The organism is Bacillus sp. EB106-04-02-XG92 (assembly GCF_058791995.1).
Window position 1 is genome coordinate 346,253 of sequence record NZ_JBYTEA010000002.1, and the last position, 26,536, is coordinate 372,788.

Sequence of the window (26,536 nt, forward strand, 5' to 3'; positions counted from 1 at the left end):
TCCTTTTTTCAGTATCTATTCACTCAATACTCAGAAGTTATGATCGGTGTGCCAACCACAATTGTATCTTTGTTGTCAGTAGAACGTATTGCTATTTGCACATTTATTTTCTCTCTATTTGTTGAAAGAGCGTCATCCCACTTTTTATTGTATGCGGAGACTGACACAAATGCTCTTTCTTCTATCTGCTCGATCGCTCTTGCTGAAAGATCTTTCAAAACCTGATTGGTTTTATTTTGCAAAACACCTTCAATCTTATCATTCAGTACACCTTGAACACAAGTGTAAATTATAGGTTTTTCACTAAAAATTTGATTTGTTTTCTGAATGTACTTTGGGTCCCATTTCGCCCCACTCACTTCAAAAATAATGAAAGTGTTTTCTTTATTATTTTCCTTACTCCAAGTTACTACTACTCGTTCTTCATAAGAAGAAAATTTTTTATAGGATGTAGCTTTATATCCATCTGGAGATTGCTCTAATTCCCACTTTTGAATATTCGCCTTGTCCTTCACATCGTTTAACAATTTTTGAAACGTATGTATATTAGAAATTGTTTTTGTTTCTCGCGCTAACCATGACCACTTCTCTACTTTAGCATCATTTTTCTCTAAGGACGCAATCATGCTCTCCATTTTCTGTTCATCGCTGACTGGTTTCATCTCTCTATATCCAACCAAAAATAAAACAACACTAAGTGCAACAATAAGAATGGCTTTAAGCTTCAATTTCATCCCCTCCTATCCCCATTGTTAACGGAGATATGAGGTTCTATACACTTACTTTACTAAATACGTTAAACTCTTTGAATAGCCTAAATAATCAAGGAAAAAGTTAGTTACAGATGTCCCAATTGCAATTGTAATTAGGATGAGTAATACTCTCGTCTGCATTACCTTTCCAGGCTTCATTAAACGCTCAATGTGAATACCTTGTAAGGCCCACCACGTAATGGTAATAAACAATAAATGCGAAACGATGGCAATCAGTGCTTGTTGCCCTAAAAGATGTGCCAAAAAATCGACCCCTTTTTACCTAGCTACTACTTACGAAATACTATAAAAACGATACCATAATAAGTAGGAGCCACACTTTTTCAAATACAAATAAGCATCTTACATTTCACATCATAATTTTCTCTTAAAAAACGTATACCTATATGCATTTTCAGTTGTAGTTCACACAAAATAAAAAGCGCAGAGTAACGACTCCACACCTTTTATTTTCACTATTGTACCATGTTCCCTAGAAAGAAGAAATCTTTCATTAATGGAAAATATTCATAAAAGAAATTGTATCCAATCATCGGCATAATCCCTAGTATTACAATCGAAATTGCGCAAAGGCTCATTACAACCTTTATATTGAATGGCAAACGAATCTTCTCTTCTACTTCTCCCGTCCTGAAAAACATTTGCTGTAAAATACGGAAATAATATACGAATGAAATGACTGTCGTCCCCATCATAATAGAAGCTAGTACGTAATGAGCTGGCTCTACATGAAGTGCACCTAAAAAGATGTTAATTTTCCCGATGAAACCAGCTGTTCCTGGTATCCCGGCCAACGATAAAATAAAAATCGTCATTACGATCGCTGTGAATGGCGACCTTTTATATAATCCAGTGAAAATGGTGATATTTTCTTTGTCGCTTTGTAAGATTAAGCCGTGGATAATTGCAAATGCGCCTATATTCATCAGCATATACGCAAGCATGTAAAACCACATGCTATCCATTGTAAATGGCGATAATGCGACAAGCGGAACGAGTAAATACCCCGCATGTGCGATTCCCGAATAGGCAAATAGGCGTTTTACGTTATATTGCTTTAATGCGACTACGTTTCCGATAATCATCGTAATACTCGCTAGTACTGCAACATATATGCTCATACGTCCGTATAAAGATTGCATGTCTCCTTGCACCGATACAGTTGCGAAGACCATGAGGAACAGACGAATAATGAGTAGGAAACCTGCCATTTTAGAAATCGTCCCTAGAAAAGCAGTAACAGGTGTAGCCGCTCCCTCATACACATCTGGTGCCCACATATGAAACGGTACTGTCGCAATTTTAAACGAAAGTCCAACGAGTAATAGTAAAAATGTGAGAGCTAACAATAACTGAATACCACCAGCAAGTTCCCCTGCGAATACTTTTTGCATATCCACGATATTAGTTGATCCTGTAATACCGTACAAATAACTCATTCCAAAGAGCGTAATGGCTGTTCCAATTCCTCCATTAATGACATATTTCATGGCCGCCTCATTTGATGCACGGTTCTTTTTTCGTATTCCTACTAAAATATACGAAGAAAGTGAAAGCAATTCTAAGCCGACGAAAAGTGTAATGAAATCAACGCTAGAAGCCATAAACATAGCCCCAAGAAGTGCCATTAAAAATAAGTAATAATACTCTCCCTTATCTTCAATTGAATTCTTCTTATCATCGCTCATTGCAGTGCATAAAATGAGAGCAGCTCCGCCTAATAACAACGTTTTAAACCCTTTTGAAAACCCATCTAACACAAACGATCCGTTTAAAATATCTCCCGCTGGTTCACCGTATAGCGTAATTAATGAGACGATTGCTAATACGATAGCTGCGATTGCGCTAAGCGCTACATATTTATGGTTCAGCTTAAAAAACAAATCACATATGGAAAGAAGGATGGCAGCTCCGAGAATAATGAATTCTGGCACCATGAGATGCCATGATAGGCTAAGTAACGTATTCATATCCATCCTACTTCACCCCCAATGTTTTCAATGTATTTTGAAGCGGATCTCCTAATATTTCTGGCATTACTCCAATTGCAATAATGCAGAAGATAAGCAGCAATATAGGGACATACTCCCATCCATGTATATCAGCTTTTGCTTCCCACTCTTTCTTACCAAATGTTATTTGAAGTGTTGCTCTTAATACGTATACAGCGGTTAAAATGATGCCAAGTACTCCGGCCGCAGCAATGACCGGCTCTCCTTGGAATAAACCGAGAAAGGCAAGAAACTCACTTACAAATCCAGACATACCCGGCAATCCAAGCGATGCCATTCCTCCCGCTAAGAAAAATCCGCTAAGTATGGGTACACTTTTTGCAAGTCCGCCAAGCGCTGTAATATCCGACGTTCCAAAACGCTGTTCTATAACGCCGAGTAAGAAAAAGAGTAAAGCCGCAATTAAACCGTGCGACACAACTTGGAATAGTGCCCCTTGTGTGCCTGGTGCATTCAACGCCGCAAGCCCCATTAATACAATGCCCATATGCGAAATACTAGAGTAAGCCAGTACCTTCCGGAAGTCCGTTTGGATGAGCGCTAAGAAGGCTCCGTACAATAAATTAATGACTCCTAAAATCGCAATGAGCGTTGCAAACTCTCGAAAGTATTCCGGGAATAACCCCTGTCCGAAGCGAATCATACCGTATGCTCCAATCTTCAGTAAAACACCTGCATGAAGCATAACTACAGCCGGATGTGCTTCAATATGTACATTGACCATCCAGCGATGTAACGGGAAAACTGGTAATTTAATCGCAAAAGCGATCATTATGCTAAGAAACAAGCCGAACTGTAAGCTACTTGAGACAGCCGTCCCTCCCCCAGCACCTACACTCGTTAATATTTCTTTAAGCTCTGTTATATTCGTTGTACCTGTTTTCGCAAATAAAACTGAGAAAACGATGAGCAAAATAGCGGAGCCAATACCGTTATATATTAAATAACTATAAGCAGCCTTTTCACTCGACAATTTCCCCCACTTCCCAATTAATAAAAACATTGGCGGCAATGTAATTTCAAAGAAGATAAAGAACAACATTAAATTTTGAGCAGCGAAGACGCCGAGCATCCCTATTTCTAACATGAGTAACAGCATATAAAATGCTTTCAAATTCCTTTTAATCGTAAATGCGGCAATTGCTGCAAGCATCGCTAGAAGGGCCGTCAATACCATCATAACGAGCGATAAACCATCAATACCAAGCTCGTAATAAATGGAGAACCATCTTTTATCCACCGCTGCAAAATCCCCAAATTTAATCCATTTTACTTTTTCATCAAATAGCGACAAGCTCTTTCCAGAAGCGTATGTACAAGCGAGGACGATAGCAATTCCAAATGGAAGCACCGTTCCAAATAAACCGAGCGCTCGCACTGTACGCGATTCTTTTTTCGGTGTTAATGCAAGTAAGAGAATTCCTAAAAGCGGGGAAAAAATGAAGAACGTTAATAACAAATCATTCATCGTAAATCCCCTCCCGTATAGAGCAAAATAATGACGAGTACCGCAAGCGAGACAGCTGTTACAGTCCCGTACACTTGTACATTTCCGTTTTGAAGTCTAGACCCAAGTCCGCTTATCCCTTTAACTACACTCCCTATTAAAACGGCAATTCCTTCGACTACATACACCTCAAACAAGCGAAGCACATGAGCGATTCCTTTCGTAATAGGAAGCACCGTCATATTGTATAGTTCATCCACATAATATTTTTCTTTCAAAAGGTTATAGTGAGGTGCTTTCTCACCCCCAGCCCAATCTCTAGAAATAGATTTCTTGCCATATATGAAGTATGCGAGAGCAATCCCTGCAAATGAAACGAGCGTCGCAACAATCATAATCCAAAATGGTCCGTGTGCTTCTCGCGCTTTAAATGCCACATCTTTCGTAAGCCAATCCCCGAGAAATGTCCCAAACCATGGTGTATTTATATAACCTGCCACTACTGCAAGAACGCCAAGGACAATCATCGGATACGTCATAATGCGGGGCGATTCATGCACATCTTCCTTCGTCTTCGCTTCCCCAGTGAAGACAAGGAAGTATAGCCGGAACATGTAGAATGCTGTTAGGAATGCTGCAATTACTGCTAAAATGAATAAAACGTAATTGCCGTTCATCCAAGTCGCCGCCAGAATTTCATCTTTACTAAAGAAGCCGGAAAGGAGCGGCACACCACTAATTGCAAGCGTACCGATTAAAAATAGTACACCCGTTACTTTCATCTTCTTCTGTAAGCCGCCCATTTTATTAATGTTTTGCGTACGCACTGCATGAATGACACTTCCTGCTGCCAAAAATAGTAGCGCTTTAAAAAAGGCATGTGTCGTTAAATGGAAAACACCTGCTACATAACCAGCAGACCCTAGCGCAAGCATCATATACCCGAGCTGGCTAACTGTAGAATAAGCGAGCACTCTCTTTATATCCGTTTGTACAAGACCGATGGAAGCCGCAAATATTGCAGTGAAGGCTCCAACGATTGCCACCGTCTGCATCGCCACCGCACTTGCTGAAAATAGCGGAAACATCGTTGCCACTAAATATACGCCAGCTGCGACCATTGTCGCCGCGTGAATAAGTGCCGAAACAGGCGTCGGACCTTCCATTGCATCTGGTAACCACGTATGAAGGGGGAACTGACCTGATTTCCCCATTGCACCAATAAAAATTAATATCGCTGTTATTGTAATCATCGTAGGAGTAAGATCCCCAGTATGAATCGCTCTAAAAATGGCATCATATTCAAAACTACCTGCATGCCAGAAAATTAAGATCATCCCAATAAATAAACCGACATCGCCAATACGAGTCATAATAAAAGCTTTTTTCGCAGCAGCCTTCGCTTCTTCTTTAAAGAAGTAAAAACCGATGAGTAAAAATGAACCGAGGCCTACTAACTCCCAAAATATATAAAGCTGTAATAAATTCGGTGATATAACGAGCCCAAGCATCGCAAATGTAAAGAGCCCTAAATAGGCGTAAAAGGTTGGTAATCTTTCCTCGCCTTTCATATAACCTTTCGAATACACATGTACCAGTAAACTCACAAGCGTAACGATAAACAGCATTAAAGCTCCTAATGCCGTCACTTCAAAGCCGAATGATATATCAATATCTCCAGCTCTAAGCCATACCCACTTATGCTTCATTGGTACTGTCGAAAACCGTTCTATTAATACAAGTACCGCAAATATAAAGGAGAGAAAGACGAAGAAAATACTAAGTACACTGCTTCCTTCTCTAATTTTCTTCCCGAATATAAGTAATAAAAAAAACGAAACAAGCGGGAAAAGCGGTATGAGCCATGCATAATCGATCATTGTTTCCTTCCCCCTTTTCGGTCACAATGTTATCCTTTGAGCGTATCCATTTCATCTACATGAACCGTCGTACGATTACGATACAAAGCAATTAAAATGGCGAGTCCTACCGCCGCCTCCGCTGCCGCTACAGCCATCGTAAACAGAGAGAAAATTTGCCCTGTTAAATTTGGGAACAAACCTAACTTACTAAACGCTACTAAATTTAAATTAGCTGCGTTCAGCATTAATTCAATACAAACTAATACAATCACTGTATTTCGCTTCGTTAAAGCTCCAAACAAACCGATGCAAAACAAAATAATCGCAAGCGTTAAATACGCAGAAGCAGGCACGCTACTCATTGGAATCCTCCTCTTTCTCATCCTTCTTCGCAAGAATAATTGCGCCAACAAGTGCTACAAGTAAAATAACTGAGGTTAACTCAAATGGAATAATATATTCTGAATAGAGAAGTGTACCGATTTGAAGTGTGTTTTTTTCATGGAGAGGTAAACTTCCTTGTGTGCTTTCATTTGCAAAATCAATATTGTTAACAGCGAAATACATAACTGCCCCAAATGCTACAACCGCAAAGAAGATAATCCATTTTCGAAGAGTAAGACGCGATTCATTTTCTGCGTTATGTTTCGTTAACATAATGCCAAAAATCATAATAATTGTGATTGCACCTGAGTAAAGTAAAATTTGTGCAACCCCGATAAATTCAGCTGATAAAAGAAAGTACAAACCTGCGATGCTGAGAAAGGTCAGAACGAGAGCTAGCATCATATGCATAACTTTCGTTAAGTTCAACATAAGAACGCCGCCAATAATTGCAGACAAGGATAGTATAAAGAATGCTATAAACTCGCCATTCATGCTTTATTCTCCTTCCTGACGTTTTCGTCGTTTTCGTCAAGCCACTGCAAATTTTTAAATAAGTCATCCCGTGAGTATTCCGCGAGTTCAAAGTTATTTGTCATAACAATCGCCTCTGTCGGACAAACTTCTGTACATAAATCACAAAGAATACAAATTTCAAAATTAATATCATACGTATCGATAATTTTTCCTTTTTTCGTAGGATCCGGATGTTTTTTCCCTGTTAACTGAATACAGTCTGTCGGACAAATGTTAGAGCACTGATTACAAACAATACACTTTTCGGGATAAAACTTTTGAATACCTCGAAAGCGGTCTGGCAATGGCAACGGTTGATTTGGATAATCGTACGTCACCTTCTTCTTACTCAAATTGCTTAATGTATATTTTAATCCTTTAAATAGTCCTTTCATCTCTTACTGGCACCCCCCTCATAGATTAGAAGAATAACTCCTTAATCAATGCCGTTAAGAAAATATTTGCAAGTGCAATTGGCAATAATACTTTCCAGCCAAACTCCATTAACTGATCACCTCTTATACGCGGAAACGTAACGCGGAACCAAATTAATAGAAAGACTACACTGCTAAATTTCAAAGCAAACCATACAGCTCCCGGGATAAATCCAAGGAACATGACTGGATTCCATCCGCCTAAAAAGAGCACTGTAATTAAAGATGCCATTCCGAAGAAATATACGTACTCTGAAAGCATAAAAAACGCCCAGCGAAACCCTGAGTATTCCGTATGATATCCAGAAACAAGCTCCGACTCAGCTTCTGGTAAATCAAACGGCGTCCTATTTAACTCTGCTACCGCTGCGATTAAAAACACGACGAAACCGATTGGCTGCACGAAAATGTACCAAACATTCTCCTGCGCTGCTACGATCTCATTTAAATTTAGGCTACCAGCTAATAAAACGACGCCAATTACGCTCATTACAAGCGGAATTTCATAAGAAATCATCTGCGCCGCCGCACGCATCCCTCCTAAAAGGGAATATTTATTATTCGATGCCCATCCTCCGGTCACGACACCAATCGTCGTAATCCCAGAAACAGCAATGTAATACAGTAAGCCTACGCCTATATCCGCGAACTGAAATTTATCAGTAAACGGGATAACTGCAAGCACCATAAATGCTGGTGCGAATGCAATGACAGGTGCTAATATAAACAACGGTTTATCTGCCGCCTTCGGAATACTATCTTCTTTCAGTAATAGTTTTAAAACATCGGCTACCGTTTGCAGTAAACCGAACCGGCCCCCAACTTGGTTTGGTCCAATCCGTCCTTGCATAAAACCCATCACTTTCCGCTCTGCCAAAATACCATATGTAACGAAGCCAAGGACTGCAAATAGTAGGAGTACCGCTAATCCGAAAAAAATAAAGAAATTCGTCCAGCTTGAAGGTGATTGTAAGAGCGTTTCAATCATTAGCCATCAACCTCCCCAAGTACAATATCAACTCCACCTAAAATCGTAATTAAATTGGCGATGTTTTCACCTTTCAATAACTTCGGTAAAATTTGCAAATTGTAAAAAGACGGCCTGCGAAACTTCAAGCGGTATGGCTCTTTCTTTCCGTCACTAGCAATATAGCAACCAATCTCTCCGCGCGGCGATTCTATACGGACGAACGCTTCCCCTTTAGGCGCCTTAATAATTTTCGGCACTTTCGCAAGTACAGCTCCTTCTTTTGGGAACTGCTGGACAGCTTGCTCAACAATTTTTAACGACTCCTCAATCTCTTGCATACGGCAAACGTAGCGATCCCAAGCATCCCCCACGCTCCCAACAGGAATATCGAAATCAAAACGATCATAAATCGAGTACGGCTCATCTTTGCGAAGATCCCAGTTTACTCCGGTGCATCGTAAATTTGCTCCGCTTAAAGAATACGAAATCGCATCTTCCTCGCTATATATACCAACGCCTTTTACGCGATTTAAGAAAATCTCATTCCCACTAACGAGATCATGATAACCTGCTAGTTGCTCTCTCATGTACGGAACAAACTCTTCCACTTTTTCAATCCAACCGTCCGGCGCATCCCACTTTACACCGCCGACTCTCATATAGTTAAAAGTAAGCCGGGCGCCGCATAACTCATTTAATAAATTAATAATCATCTCTCGCTCACGAAACGCGTACAAAAACGGGCTGACCGCTCCTATATCAAGAAGATTTGTCCCCCACCAAACGAGGTGGCTCGCAATCCTTCCAAGCTCCATTGCAAGTACTCGCAAGTATTCGGCCCGCTCCGGTATTTCAAGCCCCATCATCGTCTCTACAGCGTGGCAAATGACGTAATTATTCGTCATAGCCGATAAATAGTCCATTCGATCTGTATAAGGGATAATTTGCGTATACTGCAAGCTCTCCGCAATCTTTTCGGTCCCGCGATGCAAATATCCAATAACCGGTGTAGCTTCTTTAATAATTTCCCCGTCAATCTTAATAACAAGCCTGAACACACCATGCGTACTCGGATGCTGAGGACCTACATTCAAAAGCATTTCTTCCGTACGGATCATTTAGCTACACCTCCACATCATACGGTTCATAATCTTTTCTAAGCGGATGTCCTATCCAATCATCAGGCATTAAAATACGCGATAAATTCGGATGCCCCTTAAATACAATGCCAAGCAAATCATACGCTTCCCGCTCTGGCCAGTCCGCTCCTTTCCAAAGCGCTGTCACCGATTCTACTTGCGGCTCTTCCCTATTCAGCTTCACCTTTACCGCTACTGACTGTTTCTTTCCATATGAAAATAAATGAACATACACTTCCATATGTGTTACAAAATCCGTCGCGTGTAGCTCTGACATATAATCAAAAGCAAGCCCCTCATGGAATCGCAGTAACTCCATTACTTCATAATATTTGGATGGCTCGACCACAAGAGTTGGCACATCTTTTGAAAGTTTATTAATGTAGCAATCTACTAATGTATCCTCCCCTACTTTTCCCTTAATAACTTCAACATACTGATTTAAATACGGTTGATTCACGGATGGCTCTTCCAGCTTCGGCTCCTCTTCCTTCTTACCTTCAGCGCCCTTTGTCTTCGCCCTTGCTGCCGCTGCCGCTTTTGCCTTCGCTGCTGCAATTGCCTTCGCCTTTTCATCTCCTGAATCCCCATCACCCTGTAAGGCCTTCTGCTTTGCTAGCGCAGCTACTTTTGCCTTTGCTGCCGCCACAGCTTTCGCTTTTGCTTTCGCTGCAGCTGCTGCCTTCGCTTTTGCCTTCTCCTCTTCCGTTACATCTTCGGTTCCTTCTCTTTTTTGCTTCGCTAATGCCGCTGCTTTTGCTTTCGCTGCAGCTGCTGCCTTCGCTTTCGCTTTGGCCTTTTCTTCTTCTGTTATCTCTTCGGTTCCTTCTCTTTTTTGCTTCGCTAACGCCGCTGCTTTCGCTTTCGCTGCAGCTGCTGCGCGTCGTTTTGCTTCTTCTACAGTCATACCGTCATTTTTTGGTAGCGCTTTCTCTTTTTCCTGGTTTTCTTCCTCAAGTTTACTTATTTCTGCACCATGTTTCGCAACGAGCCGCTTTCTCGCCTCTTCTTTCGCACGCCTAGCCGCTTCTCTTTTCAAATCCTCTAAGTCTTTATTTAAATCACTCATTTATTCGTCACCTGCTTTCCTGTCTTTGCCTCGTAACGAATTTTTTCTTTCAATTTATTAATTCCATAAATTAAGGCGGCAGGATTTGGTGGGCAACCAGGGATATACACATCAACTGGCACAATTTGATCTACACCTTTCACAACAGCATATGAATTTACATATGGACCACCTGCTGTCGCACAAGATCCCATTGCAATAACCCATTTCGGTTCAGGCATTTGATCATATAAACGCCGAACAATAGGAGCCATCTTCTTCGTTACCGTTCCCGACACAATCATAACGTCCGATTGCCTTGGTGATGTCCGAAAAAATGACCCAAATCGATCTAAATCGTAATGTGATGAACCTACTCCCATCATTTCAATTGCACAGCATGCTAGTCCGAATGTCATCGGCCATAAAGAATTACTCCGTGCCCATCCTTTCAACTGCTCCAATGTAGAAAAAAAGATATTTCGTTCTAATTCCGCTCGCTCATTTGGATGTAACTCCTCAAAATTTATAACCATTGTAACACCTTCTTTTTCCAAGCATACGCTAATCCAACTAGCAACATTACAACAAAAATGAGCATTTCAATCAGTGCAAATAAACCGAGCTTGTCATATGCAACAGCCCATGGATATAAAAATAAAGTTTCTACATCAAAAATGACAAACAATAAAGCAAAAATATAATAACGAGCATGAAACCGAATATTCGCATCATGAAAAGGCTCAATCCCACTCTCATACGTCGTCGCTTTCGCTGCACTTGGTTTGTTTGGGCGCAGCATCCTTCCTAATGTAAGAGCCACTACCGGCAGCAATATGCCTAATAGCAAGAAAATCAAAACGATCATATAACTATTTTCATATACACTTGCCATTGTGAAACCCTCCCCCCTGAATTAAGAACAAGTTCACTTAGTAAACAATATGTCCTAGTTGCAGTAATTATTATTTTTAAATTTTTCTAAATAATGCAACTATTTTAATCATTATAGCAAACTTCAAATTCCTATGTCGATATGTTGGGGACAGAAACGGGAATTATTAAAATCTATTTTTAGAACTCGCTATACCTGTGTAAAATAAGTATAGAAATTATATATACTTTTCAAGAAACAATAAAAAATAAAAAGAGGAAGTTATATGTATATACCGTAGGTGAGATAAATGAAAAAACAAACACATGTAAGTATTCTTATAAGCATCATATTGTTATCTGTAGCGATTCATTATGTGGCAATGCCTTTTCTATATGAATACTCATTTCCTTTTCAAATATTAATTGGAATGAGTACCTTATTCATTGATATTATCGCTTGTAGTTATATACTTTATTTTTCAAACAGGAAAGAAGGGTTACCTCGTTTATTTTGGACCATTTTATGTATTGGAACCCTCTCTTATTTCATTGGAGATATTATCGTTGCCTATCAACGTTTAATTTTAAAGGACTACTATACATTCGTTGATTTGTCCGATTTTTTTTATCTACTTTTTTTAATTAGCTTTGCATTTGCCTTTCTATATGAAATCATCTATAACCGCGATGTATTAGAAAAGCTTTTTATGATATGTGATATTTGTATTATTGTTACAGCACAATTCACTTTAAGTTACTACTTACTTATCGAACGTACTATTCACGTTTCTTCAACATCCAATATCGACATATTTGTTCAACTTACCTATCCAATGACCGATTTACTCTTTTTCCTCATAGGAATCAATCTGTTATTCAAGCCATTATCCTTATTATCCAAAAAAGTTGGTGCGCTTCTTGGTAGTGCTTTAATTTTATATGCTACTACAGATGCGATTTATGCTTATATTAAATACTTCACACCCGAGTATTCTATGTTTACAGTTACTCCTCTCTATCAAGTAACTTTAGTACTAGTAGCAATCGCCTGTATTCTGCATACGAAAGAACCTGAAAAACAAGAGCAAGTACTGTTAACACCTAAACTTGGTGAATCGATCAGATTATCGTTACCTTATATTTCTGTAGTAATGCTTATTGTTTTTATACTATTTGAATACGTTTTTGCACCTATTGTAGTAATTGGGCTTATGATAACTTTCTCCTTCGTTCTCATACGCCATAGTTTAGTTCGAAAACAAAATAAAGTATTATTACTAGCTCAAATGCAATTCAACTCAGAACTCGAAAAACAAATTGAACTACGTACAGAAGATTTAGTAGAACAAAAAAATGAACTATACCATAACCAACAAATGTTTAAATCTTTATATGAGCACCATCCAGATCCAATTTTCACATTAGACTTGTACGGTAATTTTCTCAACGTGAACAACGCTGGTACGACTTTACTCGGTTATCAAACGAATGAATTATTAAAACAACCATACTATTCACTTACGTATGAAGAAGATTTGGAAGAGATCATTAATGCCTTCCATCGCGTAAAAAAGGGAACATCTATTTCTTTAGAAGTACGGGCGTATCATAAAAATAGAGATATTTACTACTTGCATGTTACAGCTGTTCCTATCTTTTTAAAAAATCATATTTCTGGCGTTTATTTAATGATTAAAGATATTACAGAAAGCAAACAACAGCAAGAACAAATTAACTTTCTAGCCTACCATGATACATTAACAGAGCTTGCAAATCGCCTTGCATTTCATCAATATGTAGAACAAGCAATTGCTCGATCTAAAATATCAAAAAGGCCTTTTGCTGTTATGTTCCTCGACCTAGACCGCTTTAAAGTTATTAACGACACCCTCGGTCATAGGGTAGGAGACCTGCTATTAATTGCAGTAGCAAAAAGACTCGAAAAAATAGCAACACCAAATATGAAACTTGCCCGATTAGCTGGGGATGAATTCACAATCCTTATTGAGAATTATCAAAAAAGGCCAGATGTAAAAAAAATAGCTGATGCGATTGTAGCAGACATGAACGAACCATTCGAAATTGAAAATCAACATTTAAAAATCTCACCAAGCATCGGGATTGCAATATATCCTGAAGCAGGCGAAGATCCATTATCAATCTTGCAGCATGCCGATATGGCCATGTATGAAGCAAAAAACAAAGGAAAAAACGGTAGCTCTCTGTACACGAAAGAATTGTATAAAAAAATGGAACGGAAAGCTCGAATTGAAAAAGATTTACCACTCGCTTTAGTAAACGAAGAATTTTATGTCGTTTATCAACCACAAATTGATATTACGACGAAAAAAATTATTGGTGCTGAAGCATTAATACGCTGGAAACACCCACTCCTAGGTGACATTCCGCCATGTGAGTTCATTCCAATTGTAGAGGAGACTCCGCAGGTCATTCCACTCGGTCATTGGGTATTAAAAGAATCTTGTCGCCAGTTAAAAATATGGCATACTTTTGGCTATACAGATTTAAAAATAAGTGTGAACTTATCAGCAAAGGAGTTCCAGCAAGATAATTTGATCGAACACATTTCACAAATACTAACAGACCTTAACGTCGATCCCAAATATGTAACACTTGAGTTAACAGAACGAATTGCGATGATTGATGAAAAAGAAACGTTATCAAGGCTAAAACAATTAAAGGAATATGGTATTCAAACATCCATTGATGACTTCGGTACCGGCTATTCTTCTCTCGCTTATTTATCAATTTTCCCTATCGATACATTAAAAGTACCGAGAGAATTTACACAACTCGCTGATCACCGTCCTGAAGAAAGAGCTATCGTCTCAACTATCCTTTCCCTTGCAAATACGTTAAATCTTTCTGTCGTTGCTGAAGGAATTGAAACAGAAAAACAACTTAATTTTCTACAAAAAAACAACTGTAAGTATATGCAAGGTTACTATTTCAGTAAACCACTTACGAGTCATCAATTTATAAAATTCCTACAAAAAACCCCCAGTATGAACCAATAGCTCATACTGGGGGTTTTATAAAACGAATCATCAATGTGGGATGCCCCACTTTATAGTGTCGGAATTGTTCTCTCGTAATATTCCTCTGCAATCTCTTCATAAAAAGCTGCTGACGTCGTATAAAAATATGGAATTAGCCATAGGAATCCAATCCCGAGTGTAATACAACTTAATATAAACCAACCAATAAAGCTTAAACATAAAATGAAATACTCCATCTTATGCCCATCCATCATACGCCGGCTTTCTGTAATAGCTTGATTTATGGAATACTCAGGGTGATCATTTATAATAAAGTACGTCATCGCATAAGAAAATGATTTAATAATGCCTGGAATAATAAATAGTAAAAACCATAAGAAAATATAAATATTCACTACTATATATAATAAAAATGACTTTATAAACTTACTTCCTTCTGTAAACCATCTGAATATATGCCCGATACCCGCTTCTTTTTCACGAATGATATGCAGCGCTAAACAATAACCACCTAACGTTAATGGGCCTACCATCAATATTGAAATAACGTCTACTGAAAGTGAGCTATTTACTTCTTTCCAATCCCAAACCTGGGAGAAAATGAAATCAATACTAAAACTAAAAGCTGAAATAAGAATCGAAATGAGTAATGTTGCCCCGACAGCTAATCCCCATTTCCCTTCTAATGAATCTAGCGCTTCTCCTTTTAAATCACTAATCATAATTTGCCTCCTATACGTAATAACTCTATTAGTATAGCATGTTCCTACTACAATTGATCTTTTGAAAGATGGCGATAAAAGTGCGCTGTCGTTGTACTCATATACGGGCTAAGCCAAAGAAAGCCTATTCCAAGTGTAAAAATCGCTAAAATTGCCCAACCTATAAAACTTAGCCATAAAAGAAATAGATCTAATTTGTGCCCCTTCATAAGATTCTTACTTTCTTTCATTGCTTGCGAAACACTGTATTCTGGTTTTTCAACCATCACATAATATGTCATCGAATATGAAAAATACAAAATAGCCATTACAATAAACGAAATAGCTAATAAAATAAAGAAAACAATTATAAATGATGGATTTGCATTCTCATCAAGAAAACCTAATAGCCCAAATACAATCGTTCCTAACATCGGAACCCATGTACCTGTATATAACAAAATTGCAAGCATAGCCCACATTGTTTTCATCATTCTTTTAAAGCCACGAAATCCTTCAAATAAATAATCTACTCTAGCATCTTCTCGTTTGCTTATTTGTAGAAACAAATTCGTATGACCATATGTGGTAATGCCATAAGCCGCATAACTCAAAATTATCATAAGACAGTAAAAAATCCCAAACGTAATAGCAGCTCCAATTGCCATCACGTCTTCTTCAATTGAACCAGTTGAAATAGATGCTAAAAGAACTATTATAGCTCCTGGAATTAATAGTATAAGCATTACAGCCATTGAAACGACGTAACTTACAATATGATATAAAATCGTTGACCCAACACCTAGTCCCCATCTTCCTTTTAAGGAGTGCAACGCTTCTCGTTTCATTTCACCAATCATTTCTTCATCCCCTTTATAAATTGTTGTACATTCTCTACTTATACAAGCATCAATATAATTATACCATTTTTGTAAAATTATCCATGAACTACACAAAAAAAATCCGTAAAGGCAAAGCCTTTACGGATTTTTTTATTTCATATCAGAAACGTTTAAACGGTTCACAGCACGTTGTAATGCCATTTCTGCACGTTTAAAGTCAACATGTGCTTGTTTATCTTGCATACGTTGCTCAGCACGACGCTTCGCTTCATTTGCACGATGGATATCGATATGGCTTGCTTCTTCAGCAGATGATGATAATACAGTTACTTTATCTGGACGAACTTCGATAAAGCCACCACTTACTGCTACATAATCAGTGTGTCCACCATTTTTCAGACGAACTGCACTAATTTTTAACGGTGCAACAGTTGGAATGTGACCTGGTAAGATCCCCATTTCCCCACTCTCTGCTTTTACACTTACCATTTCTACTTCTTTTTCGTAAACCGGTCCATCAGGAGTTACAATACTGACTGGAAATGTCTTCATACTTCGTCCCTCCTAAGGCCTTACGCCATCATTTTCTTCGCGTTTTCAATAACTTCTTCAATGCCACCTACTAAACGGAATGCATCTTCTGGAAGGTCATCATATTTTCCTTCTAGAATTTCTTTAAATCCGCTAACTGTATTCTTTACAGGTACATAAGAACCTTTTTGACCTGTAAACTGCTCAGCTACGTGGAAGTTTTGAGATAAGAAGAATTGAATACGACGAGCACGATGTACAACTAACTTATCTTCTTCAGATAACTCATCCATACCTAAGATAGCGATGATATCTTGAAGCTCTTTATAACGTTGTAAAGTTTGCTGTACTTGACGAGCTACTTCATAATGCTCTTCTCCTACGATTTCTGGAGAAAGTGCACGAGATGTAGATGCTAATGGATCTACGGCTGGGTAAATACCCATTTGTGTTAAACGACGCTCTAAGTTTGTTGTTGCATCTAAGTGAGCGAACGTTGTAGCTGGTGCTGGATCCGTATAGTCATCGGCTGGTACATATACCGCTTGGATAGACGTGATAGATCCTTTATTTGTAGATGTGATACGCTCTTGTAATTGACCCATTTCTGTTGCAAGTGTTGGTTGGTAACCTACCGCAGATGGCATACGACCAAGAAGGGCAGATACTTCAGAACCTGCTTGCGTGAAACGGAAGATGTTATCGATGAACAGAAGTACGTCTTGTCCTTGCTCATCACGGAAATGCTCAGCCATTGTTAATCCTGTTAATGCAACACGTTGACGTGCTCCAGGTGGCTCGTTCATTTGTCCGAATACCATCGCAGTTTTCTTAATTACGCCTGAATCGCTCATTTCGTGGTATAAGTCATTACCCTCACGAGTACGCTCACCTACACCAGCGAATACAGAGATACCACCGTGTTCTTGTGCGATGTTATTGATTAATTCCTGAATTAATACTGTTTTACCTACACCGGCACCACCGAATAGACCGATCTTACCACCCTTAATGTAAGGAGCAAGTAAGTCTACTACTTTAATACCAGTTTCAAGAATTTCTACTTTAGTAGATAATTCTTCGAATGCAGGTGCTTGACGGTGAATTGGATCACGATGTACATCCGCAGGAACCTCACCATCTAAGTCAATTGCATCACCTAATACGTTAAATACGCGACCAAGTGTTACATCACCAACTGGTACAGAGATTGGTTTACCAGTATCTTCTACTTCTGTGCCACGAACAAGTCCATCTGTGGAAGACATCGCAACTGTACGAACTGTATCATCACCTAAATGAAGTGCAACTTCAAATGTTAAGTTAATACTTCCGTTTTCGTTGCTTTGTTTTACCGTAAGGGCGTTGTAGATTTCTGGTAGCTTTCCGCCATCAAACTTAACGTCTACAACCGGACCCATGATTTGCGTAACGCGCCCTTTATTCATCGGGTTCCCTCCTAGCTTTCTTTTAATTAGCCAACTTTCTACGAGCAGCTAGCTTTTAATTTTTTATTGGTTTATAGCTTACGCGACTCTTTTGAAAGAGTCGCTTCCGCCTTTTAATACTATTCTAACGCTGCTGCTCCACCAACGATTTCCGTAATTTCTTGCGTAATCGCTGCCTGACGCGCACGGTTGAATGAAAGTGTAAGTGAATCGATAACTTCCATTGCGTTGTCTGTAGCACTCTTCATTGCTGTCATACGCGCTGCGTGTTCACTTGCTTTACCGTCTAGTAATGCACCGTACACTAAGCTTTCTGCGTATTGTGGCAATAGTACTTTTAAAATTTCTTCTTCAGAAGGTTCGAATTCATAAGCTGTCGTCGGTTTATTAGACGCCACATCAGTAAGCGGTAAAATTTTATTTTCCGTTACTTCTTGTGAAATTTTACTTACGTAATGGTTGTAGTAAATATACAGCTCATCATAAGCACCATCTGCAAACATCGCAATTGCTCGAGAAGCAAGGTCTTTAATATCAGTAAATGATGGGTGGTCAGATAGTCCAACTACTTCATCAATGATGTTAAAGCCGCGACGTTTTAAATAATCACGTCCTAGTCGTCCAAGCACAATAATTGAATATTGGTTTGAATCCATATTATGACGTTCACGAATTACGTTACTTACTGTACGTAATACGTTACTGTTATAACCACCTGCTAGTCCGCGATCAGATGTAATAACGATGTATCCTGTACGCTTTACAGGACGCGCATTTAGCATCGGATGATTAATTCCTTTACTTCCTTGCGCAATGCTCGCTACTACTTCCTGAATCTTTTCCATATACGGAACGAAAGATTTAGCATTTTGCTCTGCACGGTTTAACTTAGATGCAGATACCATCTCCATCGCTTTCGTAATTTGACTCGTTTTCTTTGTCGAGTTAATCTTCGCTTTTATATCGCGTAAAGATGCCACAGGTTTTCACCACCTTTTTTCCGGAAGTTGGCACGATTAGTAAGAATCCTCTTCCTAATCTACGTTGCAAGATATTCTTGCTCATGATTGAAGGAAAAGAATAGGTGCACCTACTCTTTTCCTTTACATAACCGTCAGCAATCTCAGAGCCTGAGATGCCTTATATATACTATCTAGCTCCAGCGGCTTGAATGCTCGGTGGCTTCACTTCTTCCTACGAGGCAAAAACCGCCTCTTCTTCAGAAGCTCCATCCCCCTCACATTCAGAACGAGCCGCTTCCGCTTTTATTAATCTAGTTCCGCCTCCTAGCCCCTTTCGTCTAAGAACCTTCCCCACAAGAAGGTAAAAAGCACCTTCTGTGAGAAAGAACCTTAGCCGATGGGGCTGAACAGTCGGCTTCACTTTTTATTATTATTCAGAAGCTACGAATACTTTTTTAAATCCGTTAATTGCTGCTGCAAATTTGTCGTCATCCGCAAGTTTCTTAGTTGTGCGGATTTCTTCTAATAAGTCAGTCGCATTAGAATCTAACCAAGCATGGAATTCTTCTTCGAAACGAGTGATATCTACTACTGGGATATCATCTAGGAATCCACGTGTTAAAGCGTAAAGAATGATAACTTGTTTCTCTACACGTAACGGTTTGTGTAATCCTTGTTTTAATACCTCAACAGTACGAGCACCACGGTTTAGTTTCGCTTGAGTTGCTTTATCAAGGTCAGAACCGAACTGAGCGAACGCTTCTAACTCACGGTAAGATGCAAGGTCAAGACGAAGTGTACCTGATACTTTACTCATTGCTTTAATCTGAGCAGATCCACCTACACGAGATACAGAAGTACCCGCATCGATCGCTGGACGTACGCCAGAGAAGAATAGGTCAGATTGTAAGAAGATTTGTCCATCCGTAATCGAGATTACGTTTGTTGGGATGTATGCTGATACGTCCCCTGCTTGTGTTTCGATGAAAGGTAGTGCAGTTAAAGAACCGCCGCCTCTTGCATCACTTAATTTTGCTGCACGCTCTAATAAGCGAGAATGTAAGTAGAATACATCCCCTGGGTAAGCTTCACGACCTGGAGGACGACGTAATAGTAATGACAGCTCACGGTAAGCTGCTGCTTGTTTTGATAAGTCATCATATACTACTAATACGTGTTTACCATTGTACATGAACTCTTCACCCATTGTTACACCAGCGTAAGGAGCTAGGTATAGTAATGGAGCTGGTTGAGAAGCAGATGCAGTTACAACGATTGTGTACTCTAATGCACCATGCTTACGTAGTGTTTCTACTACGTTACGTACAGTTGATTCTTTTTGTCCGATCGCTACGTAGATACAAATCATATCTTCGTCTTTTTGGTTAATGATTGTATCAAGTGCAACTGCTGTTTTACCCGTTTGACGGTCACCGATGATTAACTCACGTTGACCACGGCCAATTGGTACAAGAGCGTCGATCGCTTTAATACCTGTTTGAAGTGGCTCATGAACAGATTTACGATCCATTACACCTGGTGCTGGACTTTCGATTGGACGAGTGTTTGTTGTATTGATTGGGCCTAAACCATCAACTGGTTGACCTAATGGGTTTACAACACGACCAATTAGTTCTTTTCCTACTGGTACTTGCATGATGCGACCAGTACGACGAACTTCGTCACCTTCACGGATTTCCGTGTAAGGTCCTAAAATGATAATACCTACGTTGTTTTCCTCTAAGTTTTGTGCTAGTCCCATAACGCCGTTAGAGAACTCTACAAGTTCACCAGCCATAACGTTATCAAGACCATGAGCACGCGCGATACCGTCACCAACTTGGATAACTGTACCAACATCACTAACTTCGATTTCAGACTGATAGTTCTCGATTTGTTGCTTTATCAGTGCGCTAATTTCTTCAGCTCTGATGCTCATGTGCTTCACCCCTATCTATTCTTCATTAATTCACGCTGAATACGTGCTAATTTTCCTTGTAAACTTCCGTCATAAATGCGATTTCCAATGCGTACTTTAATGCCGCCTAGTAAATCTTCATCTACAACATTTTTTACGCGAATTGCGTCTTTTCCTGTTCTCTTTGCAAATGCTTCTGCAATGTTAAGCTTCTCTTCTTCTGATAGAAGACGAGTAGAATATACAGTTGCGTCCGCTACGTTACGTTCTTCATTAGCAAGAACAACATATTCATCTGCAATTTCAGGTAAGATATCAATGCGTTTGTTATCAATTAAAATATATAACGTATTTAAAATAGATTCAGAAACAGATCCGAATACGTTTGCAAGAAACGTTTTCTTTTGTTCCTTTGAAATGTTCGGTTGCGTTAAAAAGCTATGTAGTTCTCCGTTCTTTGCATAAACGTTTTGTACAAGGCGTAATTCCTCTTCAAACATTTCTAATACGTGTTTTTCTTTTGCAATTTTAAAAAGAGCGACAGCATAACGTTTTGCTACAATCCCATTGCTCATCGCGCTTCTCCTACTTCTTTAATATAATCGCGAATTAACTTCACTTGATCTTCTTCTTTTAATTCTTTTTCAATTACTTTAGAAGCAATTTGAACAGATAAAGAAGCAACTTGTTCTTGTAAAGCAGCAATTGCTTGCTCTTTTTCGCGTTGAATTTCTTGTACAGCAGATGCTTTAATTGATTCTGCTTCTTCTTTCGCAGCAGCAACAATAACATCTTTTTGATCTACAGCTTGTTTTTTCGCTCTTTCGATTAACTCTTGTGCTTCAACACGTGATTGTTTTAACATTTCACGTTGTTCTTCTACTAACTTCTTCGCTTCAGCATTGCTTCTTTCTGCAGCGTCGATTTCATTAGTAACATGTTCTTCACGTTCTTTCATAATTCCCATTAAAGGACCCCACGCAAATTTGCGTAGCATTACTAATAGAAGTAAGAAAATGAACAATGTATAAGCAATCGTTCCAAATGGAATGGCAGCCCCTAATAATAAAGTTGGCACAAGGATTCACTCCCTTCAAAATATCTAAATTGATCATATGAAAAAAAAAGACATACGTTTCGTTCATAAAGCAATGGCGAAGAAAGTTCGGAAAAACACTCTTCGCCATCTATGTAAGGGGAGTCTCCCTTATTTGTTCATTACGATGAATGCAATAACTACACCGATGATTGGAAGTGCCTCAACTAAAGCAACCCCGATGAACATAATTGTTTGAAGTGCGCCTTTTAATTCTGGTTGACGAGCAACACCTTCGATTGTACGTGATACGATAAGACCGTTACCAATACCTGCACCTAATGCTGATAAACCAATTGCAATTGCAGCTGCGATTACACCTAAACTCATTTAATTTGTCCTCCTTTGTATTATAAAAAAATAAATTTTTTCTTACTTAAATTATATTAATGGTCATGGCTTACTTTATGAGCCATATACACCATCGTTAACATAACGAAAATAAATGACTGGATTGATCCAACGAATACGCTGAATCCCATCCATGCTAACATTGGTACAAGCGCACCTAATGCTCCAAGGAATGATGCCCCGCCTAACTTAGCAAGTAATCCTAATAAGATCTCACCTGCATAAATGTTACCAAATAAACGAAGACCTAACGTTAATGTGTTAGCAAACTCCTCAATAACCTTTAATGGGAATAAGAATTTCATCGGTTGGAAATAACCTTTAACGTATTCTTTCGTACCCTTCATCTTAATTCCATAATAATGGGTGAGGGTAACTACCATCACGGCTAATGTTAATGTAACTGCTGGATCAGACGTTGGTGATCTCCACCATGCAATATGTTCGCCAGCCTCAACTGTTGAATACATGAATGGTAAACCAAGAAAGTTCGATACGATGATAAACATGATAAGCGTAACGCCAAGCGTTAAGAAACGTCCACCTGTTTTCCAGTCCATCGTACTATTGATAATCCCTTTCACGAAGTCAAACACCCATTCCATGAAATTTTGCATTCCTGTTGGGCGAAGAGCTAAGCTGCGAGTTCCGATAACAGCGATTAAGAAAACAATAACTGCTGCTACAGTAACCATCATAACTGATGACAAATCAAACGTTAAACCTAGAAATTCAACTAATCTACCGTGTTCCACTAGTAATTCACCTCTCTTCCCTGCTCTTATACTCTAAATAAAGAAAATCTATGATCATGACAAGGTATCCTGTCAGCAATCCCACACCTAAGCCCCACATCGCAATTAACTCTTGATATTTGGCTGCAAATAAAATTAATAACCCAATCGTGGCGAATCTTGAATATGTACTTACCGCTGTTGCCTTAAACTTCACGTTTTCTCCATTTGTTACGCGATCCAACAGCTTGTCTGTTCTACGTGCAATGATGCGCAAACTAAGAAAACTGAAAATCGTTCCGATAATCAGCCCAAGAAACACATCCTTGTAAGAGGTGAATCCCCATCCTAGCACTAGAAGCGCAAGCAAGTAGTACATATATTTCTTTTGTCTTTGGACAAGTCCATGTACGTCTATCATCATTGCTCTCCCGAATAGTAATGTCGAATGAGTCGAATCATTGCGTATATCCCTGTTCCTAATCCGAGTATTAACCCTATAATAAGAAACAACGGAAACGTTCCAACCTTATTATCAATCCACTGCCCACCAAAGATTCCAACAAGAATAGAACCGACTAATTGAGCAAGAATACCTGACATTAAAGCATAAGCTTTTATATGGCTGCGATCGTTTTTTTGCAAGGATTCATCCCTCCAATATGTAACCCTCATTCACGATGTGTTAATAATAACTCATTTTTTTGCATAAATCCTATACAAAACAAAAAGTTTACATTTTCGTCACGGAATAGATGTAATTTCGTCACTGAAAGCCCTACCATCTATCCCCGTTGTTAGCATACAATAGGGTATTAACAGTGTCAACGAGAAATCGTAAAAAATCAAAAAATTTGAGTATTAGTCATTTCCTCCCAAAAATGAAAACGTTCCCCTTCTAAATACTGGTTAGAGATATGCAATTTCTAACAGTTTTCTCATTATAATAGAAGGAAATGTTCACAAGTTTGTCACCATTATATTTTTACGATATAACGCTTTCCTTCCATAATATAGCGCTCCTTAGACGTAAGACTTCTATATTATATGTGATGTGTATGCAACTTATGTTGTATATACTATGTATATTTATCCCCCTCCCCTACCTCATCAAAGTACAAAAAAACGAGAGGGGAATCCCCTCTCGTCAGTTGTCTTACTTCGTTCCGAATAAACGGTCACCAGCATCACCAAGACCTGGTACTACATATCCGTGGTCATTTAATTTCTCATCTAATGCCGCTACATAAATATCAACATCAGGATGTTCTTCTTGTACTACTTTTACTCCTTCTGGAGCTGCAACGATACACATTAATTTAATTTGCTTTGCACCGCGCTTTTTCAGAGAGTTAATTGCTTCAGCTGCAGAACCACCTGTTGCTAGCATCGGATCTAGTACGATAAAGTCACGCTCTTCTACATCCGTTGGAAGTTTCACATAGTATTCTACCGGTTGCAATGTTTTAGGGTCACGGTATAAACCAACGTGTCCTACTTTTGCTGCTGGAATTAATTTCAGAATTCCATCAACCATTCCTAAACCTGCACGTAAAATCGGAATTAAACCAAGTTTTTTACCAGCGATCACTTTTGTCGTCGCTTTGCTTACAGGCGTCTCAATTTCAATGTCTTTAAGTGGAAGATCGCGAGTAATTTCGAAAGCCATTAAGCTCGCTACTTCGTCCACTAATTCACGAAAATCTTTCGTACCTGTATTCTTATCGCGAATATATGTAATCTTATGTTGAATTAACGGGTGATCAAATACATACAGTTTTCCCATGTGAATCTCTCCTTTAGATGATATTCATGCGTTTGCACGCTTTTTTACACTATTTACGATTGTAAAGAAAACGCTACTAATATTCAAGGGCAAATTTGGCAAAATCATTATTTTACGATGAATCTATCTAGTATCTTTACCAATTATGGGAGCTGTATCCTTCATTATATCGCCAAAATTTATTCATCATTTGTATACATACTTAAAGAACAAAATATGTCCAAAAAAAAGACTGCTAAAACAATTACGTTTCAGCAGTCTTCTTCAATCTATTATAGATCTGTGTACATTGGGAATTTGCTCGTTAACGCTTCTACACGCTTACGTGCTTCTTCTAATGCAGCTTCATTTTCATGATTTTTTAATGTGTAAGCAATAAGTGACGCAATTTCATCCATATCTTCTAAACCGAAACCACGAGATGTTACAGCTGCCGTACCGATACGTACACCGCTCGTTACAAATGGGCTTGCTGTTTCGAATGGAATTGTATTTTTGTTCACTGTAATACCAACTTCATCTAATACGTGCTCCGCTACTTTACCTGTGATTTCTAAGTTACGAACGTCAATCAGGATTAAGTGATTGTCTGTTCCTCCAGAAACAAGTGTCAGTCCTTCTTTTTGAAGACCTTCAGCTAAGCGGTTTGCATTATTAATGATATTTTGTGCATATGTTTTAAACTCATCTTGTAGTGTCTCACCAAATGCAACAGCTTTTGCAGCGATTACGTGCATAAGTGGACCACCTTGAATACCAGGGAAGATTGATTTATCAATTTGTTTTGCAAATTTCTCTTCACATAAAATCATACCACCACGTGGGCCACGTAATGTTTTATGTGTTGTTGTTGTAACGAAATGTGCATGTGGTACTGGGTTTGGATGTAAACCAGCAGCTACTAAACCAGCGATATGTGCCATATCAACCATAAAGTATGCACCCACTTCATCTGCAATCTCACGGAATCGTTTGAAATCGATAACACGAGGGTATGCACTTGCACCCGCAACGATTAATTTTGGTTTATGTTCTTTCGCTTTTGCTAATACATCATCGTAATTAATACGGTGAGATTCAGCATCCACGCCATATTCTACGAAATTATATTGTACTCCACTAAAGTTAACAGGGCTTCCGTGTGTTAAGTGACCACCATGAGATAAATTCATACCAAGTACTGTATCGCCTTGCTCTAAAATCGTGAAGTATACTGCCATGTTCGCTTGTGCACCAGAATGCGGTTGAACATTTACGTGCTCTGCACCGAAAATTTCTTTCGCGCGATCACGAGCGATATCTTCTACTACGTCTACGTGTTCACAACCACCATAGTAACGTTTCCCAGGATATCCTTCAGCATACTTATTCGTTAAAACAGAACCTTGCGCCTCCATTACTGCTTCGCTTACGAAGTTTTCTGAAGCAATTAGCTCAATCTTCGAACGCTGTCTTCCTAGTTCTGCCTCAATTGCAGCAAATACCTTTTCATCTTGACGTTTTAAATGATCCACCAAAATCCCCCTTTTCTGAACGAATTACATCGATTCCCAATAGTTTTTTCTCATTTATTCAGAAAAAACGAAAATTCAGGTTGTAATTCTTTCGAACCTTCATGTTTTCAACTACATTCTAACATGACTTTCTTTATCATAAAAGAAAAAAAAGACCGAAAATCGGTCTTTT

General features: G+C 38.9%; 29 protein-coding genes. 1 reads left to right on the forward strand and 28 read right to left on the reverse strand.

Annotated elements, in window-relative coordinates:
• Positions 1–23: 23 nt before the first annotated feature.
• From AC3WVA_RS07770 to nuoA, 13 genes are all read right to left on the reverse strand, one after another.
• A complete protein-coding gene (locus tag AC3WVA_RS07770) occupies positions 24–728 on the reverse strand; it encodes a YwmB family TATA-box binding protein (protein ID WP_372452190.1) in 705 nt (234 codons plus the stop codon).
• A 51-nt stretch (positions 729–779) separates the two neighbouring features.
• Entirely contained in the window at positions 780–1,016 is a 237-nt protein-coding gene (locus AC3WVA_RS07775) for a DUF1146 family protein (protein WP_492321852.1), read from the reverse strand.
• A 212-nt stretch (positions 1,017–1,228) separates the two neighbouring features.
• Entirely contained in the window at positions 1,229–2,743 is a 1,515-nt protein-coding gene (gene nuoN, locus AC3WVA_RS07780) for an NADH-quinone oxidoreductase subunit NuoN (RefSeq protein WP_492321867.1), read from the reverse strand.
• Between the two features lie 7 nt (positions 2,744–2,750).
• Positions 2,751–4,253 carry an NADH-quinone oxidoreductase subunit M gene (locus tag AC3WVA_RS07785; RefSeq protein ID WP_098344841.1) on the reverse strand — a complete coding sequence of 501 codons (1,503 nt, stop codon included), beginning with the start codon at positions 4,251–4,253 and terminating at the stop codon, positions 2,751–2,753.
• The gene (gene nuoL / locus AC3WVA_RS07790; protein ID WP_492321853.1) at positions 4,250–6,112 is read right to left on the reverse strand and encodes an NADH-quinone oxidoreductase subunit L; all 1,863 of its coding nucleotides are present in this window, start codon (positions 6,110–6,112) and stop codon (positions 4,250–4,252) included. Before nuoL ends, AC3WVA_RS07785 begins: the two co-directional genes overlap by 4 nt.
• A gap of 29 nt (positions 6,113–6,141) precedes the next feature.
• A complete protein-coding gene (gene nuoK / locus AC3WVA_RS07795; RefSeq protein WP_000100078.1) occupies positions 6,142–6,456 on the reverse strand; it encodes an NADH-quinone oxidoreductase subunit NuoK in 315 nt (104 codons plus the stop codon).
• On the reverse strand, positions 6,449–6,973 hold the full coding sequence (locus tag AC3WVA_RS07800) for an NADH-quinone oxidoreductase subunit J (protein WP_042876099.1): 525 nt from the start codon (positions 6,971–6,973) through the stop codon (positions 6,449–6,451). Before AC3WVA_RS07800 ends, nuoK begins: the two co-directional genes overlap by 8 nt.
• A complete protein-coding gene (gene nuoI / locus AC3WVA_RS07805; protein WP_000677191.1) occupies positions 6,970–7,389 on the reverse strand; it encodes an NADH-quinone oxidoreductase subunit NuoI in 420 nt (139 codons plus the stop codon). Before nuoI ends, AC3WVA_RS07800 begins: the two co-directional genes overlap by 4 nt.
• A 25-nt stretch (positions 7,390–7,414) precedes the next feature.
• Positions 7,415–8,416, reverse strand: a complete 1,002-nt coding sequence (nuoH, locus tag AC3WVA_RS07810) for an NADH-quinone oxidoreductase subunit NuoH (RefSeq protein WP_000573437.1) — start codon at positions 8,414–8,416, stop codon at positions 7,415–7,417.
• Positions 8,416–9,516: an NADH-quinone oxidoreductase subunit NuoD gene (nuoD, locus tag AC3WVA_RS07815; RefSeq protein WP_000621449.1), complete on the reverse strand. Its 1,101-nt coding sequence runs from the start codon at positions 9,514–9,516 to the stop codon at positions 8,416–8,418. Before nuoD ends, nuoH begins: the two co-directional genes overlap by 1 nt.
• Before the next feature lie 4 nt (positions 9,517–9,520).
• Entirely contained in the window at positions 9,521–10,606 is a 1,086-nt protein-coding gene (locus AC3WVA_RS07820; RefSeq protein WP_492321854.1) for an NADH-quinone oxidoreductase subunit C, read from the reverse strand.
• Complete coding sequence (gene nuoB / locus AC3WVA_RS07825) at positions 10,603–11,121, reverse strand: NADH-quinone oxidoreductase subunit NuoB (RefSeq protein ID WP_000236331.1); 519 nt, start codon at positions 11,119–11,121, stop codon at positions 10,603–10,605. The genes AC3WVA_RS07820 and nuoB overlap by 4 nt, the downstream gene beginning before the upstream one ends.
• Positions 11,112–11,480, reverse strand: a complete 369-nt coding sequence (nuoA, locus tag AC3WVA_RS07830; RefSeq protein ID WP_000179273.1) for an NADH-quinone oxidoreductase subunit NuoA — start codon at positions 11,478–11,480, stop codon at positions 11,112–11,114. Before nuoA ends, nuoB begins: the two co-directional genes overlap by 10 nt.
• A 289-nt stretch (positions 11,481–11,769) precedes the next feature.
• Here nuoA and AC3WVA_RS07835 point away from each other — a divergent pair, with 289 nt between their 5' ends.
• Positions 11,770–14,499, forward strand: coding sequence for a putative bifunctional diguanylate cyclase/phosphodiesterase (locus AC3WVA_RS07835; RefSeq protein WP_492321855.1), 2,730 nt, complete (start codon positions 11,770–11,772; stop codon positions 14,497–14,499).
• A 50-nt stretch (positions 14,500–14,549) separates the two neighbouring features.
• Here the strand turns inward: AC3WVA_RS07835 and AC3WVA_RS07840 are convergent, their stop codons facing one another.
• The 15 genes from AC3WVA_RS07840 to glyA form a co-directional block, all read right to left on the reverse strand.
• Positions 14,550–15,203 (reverse strand): DUF975 family protein, encoded by a 654-nt coding sequence (locus AC3WVA_RS07840; RefSeq protein WP_098344703.1) that lies wholly within the window; start codon positions 15,201–15,203, stop codon positions 14,550–14,552.
• 47 nt (positions 15,204–15,250) lie between these two features.
• On the reverse strand, positions 15,251–16,042 hold the full coding sequence (locus AC3WVA_RS07845) for a DUF975 family protein (RefSeq protein WP_098344702.1): 792 nt from the start codon (positions 16,040–16,042) through the stop codon (positions 15,251–15,253).
• Between the two features lie 132 nt (positions 16,043–16,174).
• Positions 16,175–16,576, reverse strand: a complete 402-nt coding sequence (gene atpC, locus AC3WVA_RS07850; RefSeq protein ID WP_048528049.1) for a F0F1 ATP synthase subunit epsilon — start codon at positions 16,574–16,576, stop codon at positions 16,175–16,177.
• 20 nt (positions 16,577–16,596) lie between these two features.
• A complete protein-coding gene (gene atpD / locus AC3WVA_RS07855; RefSeq protein ID WP_001032593.1) occupies positions 16,597–18,003 on the reverse strand; it encodes a F0F1 ATP synthase subunit beta in 1,407 nt (468 codons plus the stop codon).
• Positions 18,004–18,122: 119 nt separating this feature from the next.
• Entirely contained in the window at positions 18,123–18,983 is an 861-nt protein-coding gene (gene atpG / locus AC3WVA_RS07860; RefSeq protein WP_000157697.1) for a F0F1 ATP synthase subunit gamma, read from the reverse strand.
• A 412-nt stretch (positions 18,984–19,395) separates the two neighbouring features.
• The gene (atpA, locus tag AC3WVA_RS07865; protein ID WP_000027521.1) at positions 19,396–20,904 is read right to left on the reverse strand and encodes a F0F1 ATP synthase subunit alpha; all 1,509 of its coding nucleotides are present in this window, start codon (positions 20,902–20,904) and stop codon (positions 19,396–19,398) included.
• Between the two features lie 11 nt (positions 20,905–20,915).
• The gene (gene atpH, locus AC3WVA_RS07870; RefSeq protein ID WP_048528048.1) at positions 20,916–21,458 is read right to left on the reverse strand and encodes a F0F1 ATP synthase subunit delta; all 543 of its coding nucleotides are present in this window, start codon (positions 21,456–21,458) and stop codon (positions 20,916–20,918) included.
• Positions 21,455–21,961, reverse strand: coding sequence for a F0F1 ATP synthase subunit B (gene atpF / locus AC3WVA_RS07875; protein WP_001142618.1), 507 nt, complete (start codon positions 21,959–21,961; stop codon positions 21,455–21,457). The genes atpH and atpF overlap by 4 nt, the downstream gene beginning before the upstream one ends.
• 129 nt (positions 21,962–22,090) lie before the next feature.
• Positions 22,091–22,309 (reverse strand): F0F1 ATP synthase subunit C, encoded by a 219-nt coding sequence (atpE, locus tag AC3WVA_RS07880; RefSeq protein WP_000052064.1) that lies wholly within the window; start codon positions 22,307–22,309, stop codon positions 22,091–22,093.
• 56 nt (positions 22,310–22,365) lie between these two features.
• A complete protein-coding gene (gene atpB / locus AC3WVA_RS07885) occupies positions 22,366–23,085 on the reverse strand; it encodes a F0F1 ATP synthase subunit A (protein WP_016085476.1) in 720 nt (239 codons plus the stop codon).
• A 7-nt stretch (positions 23,086–23,092) separates the two neighbouring features.
• Positions 23,093–23,485: an ATP synthase subunit I gene (locus AC3WVA_RS07890; RefSeq protein ID WP_000567600.1), complete on the reverse strand. Its 393-nt coding sequence runs from the start codon at positions 23,483–23,485 to the stop codon at positions 23,093–23,095.
• The gene (locus AC3WVA_RS07895; protein ID WP_142320929.1) at positions 23,485–23,709 is read right to left on the reverse strand and encodes an AtpZ/AtpI family protein; all 225 of its coding nucleotides are present in this window, start codon (positions 23,707–23,709) and stop codon (positions 23,485–23,487) included. The genes AC3WVA_RS07890 and AC3WVA_RS07895 overlap by 1 nt, the downstream gene beginning before the upstream one ends.
• A 26-nt stretch (positions 23,710–23,735) precedes the next feature.
• Positions 23,736–23,849 (reverse strand): DUF4024 domain-containing protein, encoded by a 114-nt coding sequence (locus tag AC3WVA_RS07900; RefSeq protein WP_000232962.1) that lies wholly within the window; start codon positions 23,847–23,849, stop codon positions 23,736–23,738.
• Positions 23,850–24,220: 371 nt separating this feature from the next.
• A complete protein-coding gene (upp, locus tag AC3WVA_RS07905; RefSeq protein WP_000517539.1) occupies positions 24,221–24,850 on the reverse strand; it encodes a uracil phosphoribosyltransferase in 630 nt (209 codons plus the stop codon).
• Between the two features lie 272 nt (positions 24,851–25,122).
• Positions 25,123–26,364, reverse strand: coding sequence for a serine hydroxymethyltransferase (glyA, locus tag AC3WVA_RS07910; RefSeq protein ID WP_048528047.1), 1,242 nt, complete (start codon positions 26,362–26,364; stop codon positions 25,123–25,125).
• Positions 26,365–26,536 lie beyond the last annotated feature (172 nt).